Here is a 13,859-nt window from a genome sequence, read left to right on the forward strand (position 1 = left end):
CACATTGAATAGGTCCTATCCCCTCCTGGTTTAATATGTCAGAGGTAGGTAGGCTGGCGACGGGTATTCCCGGCCTGGATTCGGTACTTCGGGGTGGGTTCCTCTCCGGCCGATCGTACATGCTCCGGGGCGGCCCGGGGACCGGCAAGACCATTCTCGGCTACCACTTCCTGACGGCGGGGCGCGACCGCGGGGAGTCGACGCTGTTCGTCAACTTCGAGGAGTCGACCGAGCGCGTCCGCGAGAACGCGGCGTCGCTGGGGTTCGACCTCGACGGGATCGAGTTCCTCGACCTCTCGCCGGGCGCGGACGTGTTCGCCGAGGACCGCACCTACGGCGTGTTCGCGGCCGACGAGGTGGAGTCCGAGGAGGTGACGGCGGCCATCGTCGACGCCGTCGACCGCGTCGATCCCGACCGCGTGTTCGTCGACCCGCTGACGCAGCTCAGACACCTCGTGCGCGACGACTACCAGTTCCGCCGGGAGGCGGCGTCGTTCATGCGCTACCTCACTGAGGGGGGCGCGACGGTCCTCTTCTCGACCCAGCCCGGGACCACCGGGAGCGTCGAGGACTTGGAGTTCCTCTGTGACGGCAGCGTTCACCTGAGCCACGCCGAGAAGGGCCGCACCGTCGAGGTGACCAAGTTCCGCGGCTCCGGCTTTCAGTCCGGCCAACACACCGTCCGGATCGACGAGGGCGGGATGTCCGTGTTCCCGAAGCTGGTGCCGACCGACCACGGGCGCTCGCTCACCGACGAACGCATCTCGTCCGGCGTCGAGCGCCTCGACGCCATGCTGTCGGGCGGGATCCAGCGCGGCAGCGTCTCGGTCATCTCCGGGCCGAGCGGCGTGGGGAAGTCGACCACCGCGACGCACTTCCTGAAGGAGGCCGCCGCCCGCGGCGAGCGCTCCGTCGCGTACCTCTTCGAGGAGGACGCCGCGACGTTCACCCACCGGTCGGAGAGCGTCGGGATCCCGGTCGGGGAGATGACCGGTGAGGGATCGCTCGCGCTGGAGGAGGTCGAACCGCTCTCCGTCTCGCCGGACGAGTTCGCCCACGCGGTCCGCGAGGAGGTCGAGGAGCGCGACGCCCGCGTGGTGCTGATCGACGGCCTCTCCGGCTACCGCCTCTCGATCCGCGGCGAGTCGGACGAACTGCTCCGGGAGATCCACGCGCTGTGCCGGTACCTGCGGAACATGGGTGTGACGGCGATCCTCGTGGACGACGTGGGAACGATCACGGGGGACTTCGAACCGACGAGCGACCGGATCAGCTACCTCGCGGACAATATGCTGTTCCTCCGCTATCTGGAGATGCAGGGCGAACTCCGGAAGGCGGCGGGCGTCCTGAAGATGCGCGCCAGCGACTTCGAGCGCACGCTCCGGGAGTTCGAGATCACCGACGAGGGGATCGTTCTCGGCGAGCCGCTCCGGAACCTGCGTGGCATCCTCACCGGGACGCCGGAGTTCACCGGCGAGTGAGCGTGAACACCGCACGATGAGTGACCCCACACCGGGAGCGAGGGCAGCAGACCGCATCGACTCGCCGCCGACCGACGGCGACGACCCGGAGCGGCCGCGCGTCGTCTGCTGTCTCCGTCCCGGCGAGGACCGCCGACTGCTCGTGGAGTGGCTCGACGAGCACGGCTACGAGCCGGTGATCGCCGAGCCGGCCGACCTCGAGGGGCTGGATTTCGAGTGCTGCCTCGCCGACCCGGGAACGCTCCGGGCGGTCGCGGACGGACTCCGTCGGATCCGGGAGCGGGAAGCGACGCTCGTGCCGTGTCTGCTCGTGGCGGAGGGCGATCCGGGGGCGGTGCTGGCGCGGCTCCCCGAGGACCTCGCGACCGTGGTCACCGACGTGCTGTCGACCCCGCTCCGAAGCGCGGTCCTGGAGCGGCGCCTGAACACCGTCACGCGCGCCCGGTCGCTCTCGCGCGAGGTCGCCGAGAGCCGGGAGCGCTACCGGCGGCTGATCGAGCAGGCGCCGGCGGCCGCCTTCCTGGTCGCCGACGCGACGATCACCTACGCCAACGCGGCGGCGGGACGGCTGCTCGGAACAGACCCCGAGGACCTCGCCGGCCGGGAGTTCGTCTCCATCATCGATCCGGACTGCCGCGACCCCGTTCGACGGCTGATCGCGGACCCGGACGCTGCGGGGGAGGCGGAGTTCGTCGACGCGCGGATCCGCCGCAACGACCGCCCGGTCCCGGTCGAGATCGCCACCACCGCGGTCGACGGGGACACGGTACAGGTGATCGTTCACGACGTGTCGCGCCGGCAGGCCCGGGAGGATCAGCTCCGGCTCTACCGGCGCGCCATGGACGACGCGACCATCGGGATCACGATCTCAAACCCGTCGCTTCCGGACAATCCGCTGATCTACGTCAACGACGAGTTCGAGCGGCTCACCGGACGCTCGCGCGAGGAGATGCTCGGCCGAAACCCGCGGATCCTCCAGACGGAGGACACGGACCCGGAGACGGTCGCCCGCCTGCGCGAGGCGATCGCGGCCGGCGAGCCCGTCAGCGTCGAGATACTCAACCGGCGCGCGGACGGCAGCGAGTGGTACAACGCGCTGGACGTGACGCCGATCCACGGCCCGGACGGCGAAGTGGAGTACTTCCTCGGGTTCCAGCGCGACGTGACCGACCGGCGCGAGCGCGAACAGCGGCTCGCCGTGCTCGACCGCGTGCTCAGACACGACCTCCGCAACCGCCTCAACGTGGTGATCGGGCACGCGTCCGGGATCGAGGCCGGGGAAGGGGAGATCGCCCACCACGTCGACCGCATCAAGAAGGCGTCCGAGAACCTGCTGTCGCTGTCGAACGCGGCGCGGCGCTTCCGCTCGGCGCTGCGCGGGGACGTCGACCTGGAGCCGGTCCGGTTGGACGAGGTGATCGCGACCGCCGCCGAGGAGATCCGCGACGAGTATCCCCACGCCGGGATCGAGACGACGCTCGCGTCCGTCTCCGTGCTCGCGAACGACAGCGTCGCGGTCGCCGTCGAGGAGCTGCTGACGAACGCGGTCGTCCACTGCGACCGCGACCCGCGCGTGCGGGTCTCACTGGAGCGGGAGGCCGGCGGCGGGGGCTCCGCGGCCGTCCTCCGCGTCGCGGACAACGGACCGGGGATCTCGGAGGCCGACCGGGGGCCGCTCGTGGGCACCGCCGAGACGCCGACGGAGCACGCCTCGGGGATCGGGCTCTGGCTCGTCCGCTGGACCGTGGAGGACGTGGGCGGGACCGTCTCCTACCGGGAGGCGGAGCCCCGCGGCGCGGTCGTCGAACTCCGGTTCCCGGCGCTCGACGACGCCGGGACCGGATCGGGAGCCGACGACTGACCGCACGGACTGCGTTCGCGGCGCCGCAGTCGAGCGGACCGGGAGGGGGTCGGGGCGAGCCGGCGACTCCCCCTCAGCGCAGCAGCCGGCGCAGATGCGTCCGCGAGAAGAACGAGGAGGGCCTGTCCATGTGGACGCCGATCTCGCCCGACAGCGCCCGGAGCCCGAGCCGCTGAACCGGCTCCGGCAGCGAGTAGCACTTCCTGATGAGCTTTCCGAGCCGGATCTCCCTGGCCAACTCGTCGCGCCACGCCGCCTCGTAGTCGGCGAGCGTGGCGGGGTCGGCGGGATCGATCGCCCCCGCCGCGGCGTCGGCGGCGGCCATCCCGTAGCGGATCCCCCCGCCGGTGAACGGCTTCGTCTGCGCGGCCGCGTCGCCGATCAGGAAGACGCGGTCGGTCGTCACCGTCTCCGGCGGGCCGACGGGGATGGCGCCCGAACAGAAGTGGTCCGTCTCCACGTCGTAGGCGTCGGTGAGCGCGTCGAACATCTCGTTCACCTCGACGCCCGGTGGCGCGGCGAGCCCGTACTCGACGCCCGCCTCCCCGCGGGGGATGCGCCACGCGAAGAAGGTGGGCGCCGTCAGGTGGACGTCCACGAAGTCGCCGTGATCCGGGTCGCGGTCGAACGCGAGGACGCCGTGCAGTTTCTCGTCCGGTTCCGGGAGGCCGACCGCGCGCCGGACGCGCGAGACGGGGCCGTCACAGCCCGCGACCATCCGCGCCTCGACCGTCTCGATCCCCCCATCGACGCGGTCGGCCGTCCGCACGTCCAGCGCCACGCGGTCCTCGCGCTCGTCGACGCCGGTGACGGTGTGGCCCTCGCGCACGTCGGCGCCGGCCTCGCGGGCGCAGTCGGCGAGCGTCCGGTCCAGCCCGACGCGGTCGATCACGTTCGAGACGCGCTCCTCCTTGTAGAAGCGGTAGGGCTTCGAGTCGGGGCCGCCGACGCGGAAGCGCGCGCCGTACACCTCGTTCTGCAGCAACTCCTCGCGCGCCGCGTCCGGGACGTACTCCCACACGTCGTCGGAGACGTGCCCGGAGCAGGCCAGCGGGGTCCCGACCTCGCCCTTCTCGAAGGCGATCACGTCGTACCCCGCCTCCGCCGCGCGGCGGGCGAAGCGCGCGCCGGCCGGGCCGACGCCCACGACGGCGAAATCGTACATACCGGTACGCACCGCGCCGCGACTGATAAGCACTTCCCGACGAGGACGCCGGGGGGGGAAGAAACGCGGTCGCTGGAACCGTCGGAAAAACCGGGAGAACGGGAGTCGCTTACGAGATCAGCAGCTTCTCGCCGCGCTCGACCGTGATCCGGCACGGCGGCGACATCTTGTTGTACGCGCGGCGGAAGGCCTCCTTCACGACGGGGGCCTGCTCGGGCGTACAGTAGGCCGTGAAGACGGCCTCGTCCTTCTGGATGCGGGCGGCGGTGCCGACCGGCTTGCCGAACGCCTGTCGCATGCCGTCGGAGACGCGGTCCGCGCCCGCGCCGGTCGCCTGCTTGTTCTCGCGGATGACCTGGTGGGGGAACTTGCGGAGGACCATCTTGTAGTTGCCCTCGCCGAGTTCCTTCAGCAGGTGCCGGTTGGCCGACAGGCGCGCGCTCTCGAGCGAGCCGTGGCGGATCTGGAGCGTCTCCTCGACGCGCAGGCTGATCTCGACGGGGTAGTCGTCCGGGTCCGTGGAGAGGTCGCCCATGTTGTGCTGTGCGATCTTCGAGCCCGGAATGCCCGTGATGTACTCACGGCGCGTGTACGACGGCTTGTCGATCTTCCGGTACATGGAGGCGGGCTTGTCTGACATGGTTACTTGTCGGATATCACCTCCGCGCCGCGAATAAAGCCTTCGAAAGCGCTCCTCTCGCGCCGCTAGAGCCGGCTCTCGGAACCTGTGAGGGGTTGTCACGCACTGACCGACGGGGTCAGAAGCGCGCCGGGTCAGTCCTCGGCCCAGTAGTAGAGCTCCTCTCGCGGCGCGTCGCAGTTCGGGCAGTTCGCCGGGAGCTGGTCGCCGATCTCGCCCATCTCGCCGCATTCCCAGCACCGCCACATCACGTAGGCGGTGCCGAACACGTCCCGCGCCTGCGTGAGCGACAGCGCCTCGCCGCTGTCCGGGGACCGGACGTAGAAGCCGTCGTCGTCGACCCCGCGCACCGATCCGAGTTCGTTCCCCTCGTCGTCGTAGACGCTCTGTCCGATGGTCACGTCCGCGAATACGGGTTCTTCGGAGGCCATACGCGGCAATACGTGCCGGATCGTCTTAATTATGTGTCACGGTACCGCGACACACAATCTCTGCCGTCCGCGGTCGCGGTGCGGTGGCGGTGCTGTGGCGGTGCTGTGGTGGTGCGGTGTCGATGCGGTGCGGTGCTGTGGCGGTGCTGTGGTGGTGCGGTGTCGATGCGGTGCGGTGCTGTGGCGGTGCTGTGGTGGTGCGGTGTCGATGCGGTGCGGTGCTGTGGCTGTGTGGTGCCGGTTCTGTCGGGGGTTGTGGTACCGCGGCGGCGCGAGGGTGCGCAGCGCCCGCAGCGCCGACCGCGGCCCCTTTTTGATCGACATTTTTCAAGGGAGCGGTCAAGGCGGCGCCCTGCGCCGCCGCGACCCGACCGCAGAAAAAGGTCGGGTTGCGGTTTCTGTCGGGGGTTGTGGTACCGCGGCGGCGCGAGGGTGCGCAGCGCCCGCAGCGCCGACCGCGGCCCCTTTTTGATCGACATTTTTCAAGGGAGCGGTCAAGGCGGCGCCCTGCGCCGCCGCGACCCGACCGCAGAAAAAGGTCGGGTTGCGGTTTCTGTCGGGGGTTGTGGTACCGCGGCGGCGCGAGGGTGCGCAGCGCCCGCAGCGCCGACCGCGGCCCCTTTTTGATCGACATTTTTCAAGGACGGGTGAGCGCGGCGCTGTGCGCCGCGCGAACCCAACGCAGAAAAAGGTCGGCGGGAAAACGGTCGGTTCTAAAAGTGCTCCGCGCTCTCGGTTTCGTGCTGGAGGTCGCCGCCGCGGCCGCCCTCGACGGTGGCGGCGCCCTGGTCGCCCGAGGAGGGGACCTTCACGTGGACCTCGGTCACCTCGTCGAAGTCCATGATGAGGTCGCGGCGGATGTTCTCGGCGGTGACGTTGGAGATGCCGCAGCCGGAGCAGGTGCCGCCGAGTTCGACGACGACCTCGCCGGTCTCCGCGTCGGCCTCGCGCACGACGCTCGTCCCGCCGTGCATCTGGATGATCGGCATCTGGCCGACCATCCACTGCTCCACCCGGTCCGCCAGGCTCTCGTCGCTCATTGCCCGTAGTTGGCGCCGGGGCCTTTGGAAGCTTGCGGTTCGGGCGGCCGGCCGTTCCTTGCAAGCAACTGTGTCACTATTCCGCACGTCCGTCGTCGTGGACCCGCCTGAGGACGCGCAGTCCCCCCGCCACGCCCGCGACGGTGCCGACAGCGGTCGCGACCCCGAACCCGGGAGCCTCGCCGTCCGTCGTGGCGGCGCCGTCGGTCGCGGTCGTCTCGGGGGGCGGCGTTTCGGTCGCGTCCGCGGGCGTCCGTGCGGCCGCGGGGGTCTCGGTCGACGCGTCCGGGAGGGCGTCGCGCAGCGCGGGCGGGTCGGCCTGCTCGCCGGCGCGGTCGGGGAAGGTGTAGAGGGCGGCCTGCGCGGGCCGGTGGCTCGTGCTCGGGGCGACGAAGAACTCGCCGGGGACGCCGACGCGCGCGGTCCAGAAACTGGCGTGGGCGGGGTCGCGCCACCGCGCCAACTCCGCGGGAGCCGCGGGGTCGGAGACGTCGTGGAGCGTCACGCCGCCCTCGTACCACGCGGTGTAGAGGCGGTCGTCCCGGAGCTCGAAGTTGTGCGCCGTGGTCCAGACGCCCGAGCCCGTGGGGTCGGGGCTTTCGAGGGGCTCTACCGTCGCGAGTCGAGTGAGGTCGCCCGGGTCCGAGCGGTCGTAGAGGTGGACGCCGCCGGGGCCGCCCCGCAGTCCGTCGCCGGTCTCGACCGCCCACGCCTCGGCGTTGACGGCCAGCAGGTCGCCGGCCTCGTCCGTCTCCGCATAGTGGTGGTTGCCCGGGAGCGCCGAGTTCTCGACGGTGACCCCGTGGGCCGACAGCGCGGCCAGTTCTCCCGGTTCGTGCGGCGTCACGCCGCCGAGATAGGCCGGATCCGCGGGGTCCGAGACGTCGAGCAGGTGCGTGCCGGCGTCCCAGTAGGCCAGCGTCGCCACGCCGTCGGTCACGCTCACGTCGTGGACCACGCGGAGGGTCTGTCGCACGTCGTCCCACGCGGGGTCGGCGTCGATAACCGACCAGCGCGCGAGTTCCTCGCCGGCCGTCGCGCTCCCGTTCTCCCCCGGATCCTCCCTCAGATCGACGACGACGAGGGGGTTCCGGTCGCGGTCGTTGCCGGTGAGGTAGCCGACCCCGTCCGCGAGCGCGCAGTTGTGGACCGGGAACCCCACTTCGGCGACGGCGACTTGTTCCGGGTCGGCGGGGTCGGAGACGTCGAAGCGCACGGCGGCGTTCACGCTCCGGTTCGGGTTCGCGGGGCCGGCGACCAGCAGGTCGCTCCCGTCGACCGAGAGGTCCCAGACCCGCGTCAGCGGGCCGTTCTCGCGGTCGGCGAGCAGGTTCCCTCGCTCGGCGACCGGCCGGGGATCGGCGGGATCGGAGAGGTCGACGACGACGAACCCGTCGCCCGTGGCGACGAAGGCGGTCGCCCCGTCCTCGGCGACGACCGCCTCGTAAGCGGCGTCGAGGTCGAGCCGCCCGATCGGGGCGTAGGCGGTCGACTCCTGCTCGCTCGCGGTCGCCGCGGCCGCCGTGTCCCCGAACCCGCCGGCCGCCGCGCCGCCCAACGCCACTCCGGCGACGCCCAGCGCGCCGGTCCGGAGGAAGCGCCGTCTGTCCATACCGGTCGGTGGGGGCTCGCGCGTATGAGGGTTTCTCAACCGAGGGGTCGACGCGTCGCTCCTGTTGCTCGGAACGCGACGGTCGGAAAGCCCCAGCGGGCCCTCTCTACTCCGCAGTCGGTCCTCAGATACGCGGTCGCACAGCGCCGAGACAGCTCCGGTCCGCGACCGCCGCGTCCGGACGCGTGACTGCGCCGGCTTCCGAGCGAACGGTCAGGCTCCCGGCTCGCGGAGCGCGACCTCCGCGCCCGGCTCGTCGGGGAAGGGGTCGGCGGCGTCGAGGGACCCCCCGCCCTCCAGTCTCGCCCACTCCTCGTCGGTGACCAGACAGTCGTCCAGCGCCTCGGTCACCGCCTCGCGGTCCATTCCCGTGCCGATGACGACGTACTCAGTCAGCCGGTCGCCGTGCTCGTCGTGCCACTCCAGGTCCGGCCGGTTCGACCGGTAGAGCTCCCGGTCGATCTCGGGGAGGCTGGCGATCCACGGCCCGGGCGCCTCCACGCGAACCGAGGGGCCGGCCTGCCCGACGACCTGCCGGTGTTCGTTGCCCGCGACCCACAGCGTCCCCTTCGACCGGACGACGCTCTCCGGGAGGTCACGCAGGAGGTCGGCGATCCGGCCGGGATGGAAGGGGCGCCGCCGCCGGTAGGTGAACGAGGTGACGCCGTACACCTCGTCCGGGTGGCGGTGGGCGTGGCCGTCGTGGCCGTCGTGGGCGTGGTCGCCCTCGTCGTTCCCGTCCCCGCCGTGCCCCCCCTCGCCGTGTCCTCCGTGGCCCTCGGCGTCCGCGAGCGCGCGCTTCCAGCCCGGCAGGTCGCCGACCTCGTCCGGGTCGAAGCGGTCGACGTCCAGCAGGCGGGCGGGGTCGACCGCGGAGAACTCCGTGCGGATGGTCTCCGCGTCCGGCTGGAGCGCCGCGATTAGCTCCTCGGCCTCCGCGAGCTCCGCGTCGGTACAGAGGTCGGCCTTGTTGAGCAGGACGACGTTCGACACCTCGACCTGCTCCACGAGGAGGTCGGAGAGGGGGCGCTCGTCGGCGTCCGGGTCCGCGCGGCGCTCCGGGGTCCCCTCGCCCGCGAACGCGTCGCGGAACTGCCGGGCGTCCACGACCGTCACGAGCGCGTTCACGTCGTACAGCGCGGCGACGCGCGACTCGGTGGTGAACAGCCGCGCGACGGGCGCGGGTTCGGAGATGCCCGACGACTCCACGACCAGGTGGTCGAACTCGCGATTCCGGGCGAGCCGGACCACGGCCGTCTCGAGGTCGTCCTGTAGCTCACAGCAGATGCAGCCGTTCGACAGCTCCGCGACGCCGCCCTCCACGTCGAGGTCCGAGCCCTCCGCGACGAGGTCGGCGTCGACGTTCACGTCCCCCATGTCGTTGACGAGGACGGCCACGTCGCGGTCGCCGGCGTGCCGCAGCAGGTGGTTCAGCAGGGTGGTCTTGCCCGCCCCCAGACTCCCCGAGAGGATCGTCACCGGGATCGCGTCGCTCATACCCACGCGGTGGAGGGGAACGACCTTGAAGCCGCGGTCCGGGCGGGCGTCTCGAGCACCGAGCCGCGACAGCTTTTACCGCGGCGACCGCTACGTGTGAATCCATGACGCTGGCCGAGCGCATCGACCGGTTCCTCGCGACCCTCGACGAGTGGGCCCGCGGGCTCTACCACGGGATGATCAGCCACCCGGCCTACGAGAAGATCGAGAAGGAGGCCGAGGACCTCGAGGATTCGTTCCTGCTGGCGTGCTTCCCGGACGCCTTCGGGATCCCCTCGCCGGTCTCCTACTACACGGCCGAACTGCTTCCGTACCTCGAAGACGAGTTCGAGGCGTGGGAGCGCCGACTGTGGGACCGCGACACGCTGATCGAACGCAAGGGCCAGCAGTACCACTTCTGATGGAGCCGTTCGTCTTCTTCGGCGGCAAGGGCGGGGTCGGCAAGACCACCGTCTCCTGTGCGTACGCACAGAAATGCGCCGACGCGGGGCTGGAGACGCTCGTCGTCTCCACGGACCCCGCCCACTCCACCTCGGACGTGTTCGACCAGCGCTTCGGCGACGAGCCGACGCCCGTCGAGGGGGTCGACGGACTCCACGCGATGGAGATCGACCCCGACGACGAGGTGGCGGCCCACCTCGACGACATCAGGCAGCGCCTCTCCGACCAGGTCTCCCCGGCGATGGTCTCGGAGATCGACCGGCAACTGGAGATGGCCCACCAGACGCCGGGCGCTTACGAGTCGGCGCTGTTCGACCGGTTCGTCGAGGTGATGCGCGCCTCCGAGCCGTACGACCGCGTGGTCTTCGACACCGCCCCGACCGGTTCGACGCTCCGCCTGCTCGGGCTCCCGGAGTTCCTGGAGGACTGGATCGAGCGGCTGGCCCACAAGCGCCGGCGGAGCATCGACCTCTTCGAGAAGGCCGCCATCGGCAACCGCGAGCCCCGGCGCGTGATGGACGGCGACCCGGTGCTGGCCCGGCTCCAGGAGCGGAAGGAGTTCTTCGAGTTCGCCGGCGCCGCGCTCCGGGAGGACGCCGCCTTCTTCCTCGTGTTGAACCCCGACCAGCTCTCGCTCAACGAGACCGCCCGCGCCATCGACGGGATGAGCGAGCGCGACCTCGCGGTCCGCGGGCTGGTGGCGAACAAGCTCACACCCGAGCCGGACCCCGACGAGGAGGGCCGCGGCGCCCGCTACCTCCGGGACCGCGTCGCGACCGACCGCGAGCGCATCGCCCGCGTGCGCGAGGAGTTTGCGCCGCCGCTGGTCGCGGAGATCGAGACCAGAACCAGCGAGGTGAAGGGGGACCTGCTCGCGGACGTGGCCGCGGAACTCGACGTGGAGACGGCCGCGGAGCCGCCCACCGCGGTCGACCCCGCGGCCGAGTGAGACCGAGGCCGGTGAAACCGGCACCAGCGGCGGCTTTTCTCGCCGGGTTTGGGTGGCAATACTTAAGTCCCCATTTCCTCATGGTTTAGCGTGAGGTAGGGTAACAATGACGCAAGTAATCTGGATCGTGCTTGCCGTGCTGGTAACGTTCACCGTGGGTTATCTGGGGTACTCGAAGTACCTCTCCCGGTTCGTCGAACTCGACGACGCCAACGAGACGCCGGCACACAAGTACGAGGACGGGCAGGAGTACGTACCGGCCAAGAAGCCGGTGCTACTGGGGCATCACTATTCGAGCATCGCGGGCGGCGCGCCCATCGTCGGACCGATCACGGCCGGCGCCATCTGGGGCTGGGTGCCCGCGCTGGCGTGGATCGCCATCGGCAACCCGCTGATCGGGTCGGTCCACGACTTCGTCTCCCTCAGCGGGTCGATCCGCCACGAGGGGAAGAGTATCGGCTACATCGTCGGCGAGTACGTCGGCGAGCGGGGGAAGAACCTCCTGTTGTGGTTCGCGTTCCTCACGATCATCCTCGTCGTGGCGGTGTTCGCGCTCGTGGTGGGGATCGTGTTCAACGCGTTCCCGCAGGTGACGACCACCTCGTTCCTGTACGTGGCGCTGGCGCTGCTGTTCGGCGTCTACCTGTACCAGCTCAACGGACCGTTCCTCCCGGGGACCGCGCTGTTCGTCGCCGGCGTGTTCGCGTCCGTCTGGGTCGGCATCCAGTACCCGTTCGCGCTGTTCCCGGCCGTCGAGGCCGGCGCGTACCCCGAGGGGACGCTCGTCCTCGCGGAGCTGATCGGTCTCGGGGCCGGCGGCTGGATCCCCGGTGCGACCGTCTCCGCGGACGCGATCCTGACGCCGAACGTCGCGGCCTGGCTCCCGCTGATCATCGTCTACGGCGGGGTCGCGAGCGCGCTCCCGGTGTGGGTGCTGCTCCAGCCGCGTGACTACCTCTCCTCGTTCCTGCTGTACTCCGGCGTGGGCGGGGGGATCCTCGCGATCATCGTCGGCACGCTGATCACGACGCCGGCGCAGCCGCTCGTCATCGACTCGTCGATCGGCGCGTTCGAGGGCTTCTGGGGGACCGAGGCGGCCGGGGTCTGGCCGCTGTTCCCCCTGCTGTTCATCACCATCGCCTGCGGGACGGTCAGCGGGTTCCACTCGCTGGTCTCCTCGGGGACGACCTCGAAGCAGCTCAACAAGGAGACCGACGCCCGCCTGATCGGCTACGGCGGCATGCTCGGCGAGGGCCTGCTCGCGGCGCTGGCGCTGTCGACGCTGGCGGTCGCCGGCTTCGTCGCGGACGCGACCGCGGGCGGTATCGGCGGCGCGCTGCCGAACTTCGCTGCCGGCGGCGGTATCATCCTCACGAGCCTCGGCATCCCGCAGACGATCGGCGCCGTGTTCATGGCGCTCGTGCTCGTGAGCTTCCTGCTCACCTCCACCGACACGGCGGTCCGGCTGGGTCGCTACATGATGGAGGAGATCGTCGGCGCGCCGGCGGGCGAGACGACGACCGGGCTCTCGGGCGACTTCGGCGGCTTCGCCCGCGGCCGGTACACCAACCCCGTGCTGCAGGGCGTCATCGCCTACGTGCTCGTCATCTCCGGCGAGTGGGTGACGCTGTGGGGACTGTTCGGTAGCGCCAACCAGCTGCTGGCGGCGCTCGCGCTGCTGACGGCGACCATCTGGCTCGCCAACTGGGACGAGTCCAAGCAGCTGCTTAGCACCGGCGTCCCGATGGCGCTGATGGTGGCGATCACCGTCACGGCGCTGACGTTCATCGCCCTGTACCGGAACATCTACACGAACATCCTGCAAGGCGGCGCGGACGGCACCGCCGCGATGGTCTCTTCGGGCGTCCAGGCGGTTCTCGGCTTCGTGCTGGTCTGGCTGGCGCTCTCGCTGGTCAAGATCGGCTACGACAACCTCGCCAACGTGCGCGAGGGGGTCGGCTCGGCGCCCGCGGACGACTGACGACTCGAAAGCGTTCGGAGGGCGCGACCGGCGCGCCCAGCCCTCCTCCCGTTCTCCCGCCGCCAGCCGCGGCGCCGTCTCAGGTCCAGAACTTCCGCGCGAACCGCGAGAGGAACCCCTCGCGCTCCTCGCTCACGTCCTCCCAGAGGGTGAACGCCTCCGCGGCGTCGGCGGCCTCGCTGGCGACGATCGCCTCGGCGTCGGGGGCGACGACGATCAGGTTCACGTCGTAGTGGCCGTAGTAGCCGAACTTCAGCAGGGTCCGGTCGCGGAACCCCTCCACGAACTCGCGGACGTCGTCCGGGATCGCGTCGGTCACGAGCGCGAACGTCACGTCCGTGCCGTAGTGTTCCTCGTCCGGGTCGACGCGCTCGTCGGCCACGTCGTGGCCCCGCTCGACGAGCCGCTCCAGTTCGCGGATCGTGACGCCCTGCTCGCGGCGCGCGAACAGGTACTCCTCGGCCTCGTGGTCGGCGTAGCTGAGCGCCGGGTGAAGGAACTGCTTCTCGTTGCGCACGCGCATCTCGCCGTAGAGGTCCCACCGCTCCCCGTCGAGCCGGTAGTCCTTCTCGAGGTCGTAGCCGTACATCAGCCGGTCGCCGACGCGGTCGAGGTACTCGTCGTCCCAGTCCGGAACGGCCTCCCTGATCTCCGGCGGGAGGCGGTCGGGGTCGACGCGGTCGGCGCGGTCGGCGCGGTCGGCGCCGGCGTCGGCGTCGGCCGAGCCGGAGTCGACGCGCTCGGAGTCGCCGCTCATGCCC

12 protein-coding genes are annotated in these 13,859 nt (G+C 70.8%); 5 read left to right on the top strand and 7 right to left on the bottom strand.

Annotated elements, in window-relative coordinates; genetic code table 11:
- Positions 1-35 precede the first annotated feature (35 nt).
- Positions 36-1,481 carry an ATPase domain-containing protein gene (locus ACZ432_RS07075; protein WP_426964092.1) on the top strand — a complete coding sequence of 482 codons (1,446 nt, stop codon included), beginning with the start codon at positions 36-38 and terminating at the stop codon, positions 1,479-1,481.
- 16 nt (positions 1,482-1,497) lie between these two features.
- On the top strand, positions 1,498-3,342 hold the full coding sequence (locus tag ACZ432_RS07080; protein ID WP_426964091.1) for a PAS domain S-box protein: 1,845 nt from the start codon (positions 1,498-1,500) through the stop codon (positions 3,340-3,342).
- A gap of 73 nt (positions 3,343-3,415) precedes the next feature.
- On the opposite strand, the gene ACZ432_RS07085 is transcribed toward ACZ432_RS07080, so the two are convergent.
- From ACZ432_RS07085 to ACZ432_RS07110, 6 genes are all read right to left on the bottom strand, one after another.
- Positions 3,416-4,507 (bottom strand): geranylgeranyl reductase family protein, encoded by a 1,092-nt coding sequence (locus ACZ432_RS07085; protein WP_426964090.1) that lies wholly within the window; start codon positions 4,505-4,507, stop codon positions 3,416-3,418.
- A 109-nt stretch (positions 4,508-4,616) separates the two neighbouring features.
- Complete coding sequence (locus tag ACZ432_RS07090; protein ID WP_426964088.1) at positions 4,617-5,147, bottom strand: 50S ribosomal protein L16; 531 nt, start codon at positions 5,145-5,147, stop codon at positions 4,617-4,619.
- 134 nt (positions 5,148-5,281) lie between these two features.
- The gene (locus ACZ432_RS07095; protein ID WP_426964087.1) at positions 5,282-5,578 is read right to left on the bottom strand and encodes a DUF7130 family rubredoxin-like protein; all 297 of its coding nucleotides are present in this window, start codon (positions 5,576-5,578) and stop codon (positions 5,282-5,284) included.
- 713 nt (positions 5,579-6,291) lie between these two features.
- Positions 6,292-6,618, bottom strand: a complete 327-nt coding sequence (locus ACZ432_RS07100; protein WP_426964086.1) for a NifU family protein — start codon at positions 6,616-6,618, stop codon at positions 6,292-6,294.
- A 76-nt stretch (positions 6,619-6,694) separates the two neighbouring features.
- The gene (locus tag ACZ432_RS07105; protein ID WP_426964085.1) at positions 6,695-8,230 is read right to left on the bottom strand and encodes an LVIVD repeat-containing protein; all 1,536 of its coding nucleotides are present in this window, start codon (positions 8,228-8,230) and stop codon (positions 6,695-6,697) included.
- 213 nt (positions 8,231-8,443) lie between these two features.
- Positions 8,444-9,727, bottom strand: coding sequence for a CobW family GTP-binding protein (locus ACZ432_RS07110; RefSeq protein ID WP_426964084.1), 1,284 nt, complete (start codon positions 9,725-9,727; stop codon positions 8,444-8,446).
- A 104-nt stretch (positions 9,728-9,831) separates the two neighbouring features.
- Between ACZ432_RS07110 and ACZ432_RS07115 the strand changes: the two genes are divergently transcribed.
- The 3 genes from ACZ432_RS07115 (at position 9,832) to ACZ432_RS07125 (ending at position 13,098) form a co-directional block, all read left to right on the top strand.
- Entirely contained in the window at positions 9,832-10,128 is a 297-nt protein-coding gene (locus tag ACZ432_RS07115; protein ID WP_058367601.1) for a hypothetical protein, read from the top strand.
- The gene (locus ACZ432_RS07120; protein WP_426964083.1) at positions 10,128-11,117 is read left to right on the top strand and encodes an ArsA family ATPase; all 990 of its coding nucleotides are present in this window, start codon (positions 10,128-10,130) and stop codon (positions 11,115-11,117) included. The genes ACZ432_RS07115 and ACZ432_RS07120 overlap by 1 nt, the downstream gene beginning before the upstream one ends.
- Positions 11,118-11,223: 106 nt before the next feature.
- Positions 11,224-13,098 (top strand): carbon starvation CstA family protein, encoded by a 1,875-nt coding sequence (locus tag ACZ432_RS07125; RefSeq protein WP_426964082.1) that lies wholly within the window; start codon positions 11,224-11,226, stop codon positions 13,096-13,098.
- A gap of 79 nt (positions 13,099-13,177) precedes the next feature.
- Here the strand turns inward: ACZ432_RS07125 and ACZ432_RS07130 are convergent, their stop codons facing one another.
- Positions 13,178-13,855, bottom strand: coding sequence for a hypothetical protein (locus tag ACZ432_RS07130; protein WP_426964080.1), 678 nt, complete (start codon positions 13,853-13,855; stop codon positions 13,178-13,180).
- Positions 13,856-13,859 lie beyond the last annotated feature (4 nt).

This window comes from Haloparvum alkalitolerans (genome assembly GCF_055381565.1).

What these genes read in the sequence shown, in the direction of transcription:
- ACZ432_RS07125 (WP_426964082.1), top strand. Translation starts at nt 11,224, where the DNA reads ATGACGCAAGTAATCTGGATCGTGCTTGCCGTGCTGGTAACGTTCACC.
- ACZ432_RS07130 (WP_426964080.1), bottom strand. Translation starts at nt 13,855, where the DNA reads ATGAGCGGCGACTCCGAGCGCGTCGACTCCGGCTCGGCCGACGCCGAC.
- ACZ432_RS07075 (WP_426964092.1), top strand. Translation starts at nt 36, where the DNA reads ATGTCAGAGGTAGGTAGGCTGGCGACGGGTATTCCCGGCCTGGATTCG.
- ACZ432_RS07085 (WP_426964090.1), bottom strand. Translation starts at nt 4,507, where the DNA reads ATGTACGATTTCGCCGTCGTGGGCGTCGGCCCGGCCGGCGCGCGCTTC.
- ACZ432_RS07115 (WP_058367601.1), top strand. Translation starts at nt 9,832, where the DNA reads ATGACGCTGGCCGAGCGCATCGACCGGTTCCTCGCGACCCTCGACGAG.
- ACZ432_RS07080 (WP_426964091.1), top strand. Translation starts at nt 1,498, where the DNA reads ATGAGTGACCCCACACCGGGAGCGAGGGCAGCAGACCGCATCGACTCG.
- ACZ432_RS07120 (WP_426964083.1), top strand. Translation starts at nt 10,128, where the DNA reads ATGGAGCCGTTCGTCTTCTTCGGCGGCAAGGGCGGGGTCGGCAAGACC.
- ACZ432_RS07110 (WP_426964084.1), bottom strand. Translation starts at nt 9,727, where the DNA reads ATGAGCGACGCGATCCCGGTGACGATCCTCTCGGGGAGTCTGGGGGCG.
- ACZ432_RS07105 (WP_426964085.1), bottom strand. Translation starts at nt 8,230, where the DNA reads ATGGACAGACGGCGCTTCCTCCGGACCGGCGCGCTGGGCGTCGCCGGA.
- ACZ432_RS07090 (WP_426964088.1), bottom strand. Translation starts at nt 5,147, where the DNA reads ATGTCAGACAAGCCCGCCTCCATGTACCGGAAGATCGACAAGCCGTCG.
- ACZ432_RS07095 (WP_426964087.1), bottom strand. Translation starts at nt 5,578, where the DNA reads ATGGCCTCCGAAGAACCCGTATTCGCGGACGTGACCATCGGACAGAGC.
- ACZ432_RS07100 (WP_426964086.1), bottom strand. Translation starts at nt 6,618, where the DNA reads ATGAGCGACGAGAGCCTGGCGGACCGGGTGGAGCAGTGGATGGTCGGC.